Source organism: Nocardia sp. NPDC058497, assembly GCF_042720195.1.
Lineage (GTDB): Bacteria > Actinomycetota > Actinomycetes > Mycobacteriales > Mycobacteriaceae > Nocardia.
This window is the reverse complement of the sequence record NZ_JBHXMY010000869.1, coordinates 1-318: the sequence shown is the minus strand read 5'-3', so window position 1 is coordinate 318 and position 318 is coordinate 1. Positions and strand designations below refer to the sequence as shown.

Sequence of the window (318 nt, the reverse complement as noted above, 5' to 3'; positions counted from 1 at the left end):
CAGTCCATCTCTCGGCGACCGCACACACGACGGTGAGCGGCAGGGGCTTCCCACGATCGGTGAAGGCGAAGCCGGCGCCGGTGCTGAACCGGGTCACGGCCACCTCGGATGCTTCGCGGAAGGGTTCGTCGGCCAGGTCGATCGCGACGGTCCAGCCGTGCTCGTCCGCCGCGCCCGCCCGGGCGACGAAGCGGGGGTTCACCCCGCGGACCAGGGCATTCAGAGGGCGCAGGTCGTCGGGTGTCAGCAGGGCGGGCCAGGCGCCGTCGTCCAGGGCGCCGCTCACCCGCGGAAAGCGCAGGCGCACACCCGAGGACC

The 318-nt window shown here is 73.3% G+C and carries 1 pseudogene; it reads right to left on the bottom strand.

Annotated elements, in window-relative coordinates:
* Positions 1-286, bottom strand: a pseudogene (locus tag ACFWPJ_RS31940) (hypothetical protein); the annotation flags it as partial.
* Between the last annotated feature and the right edge of the window lie 32 nt (positions 287-318).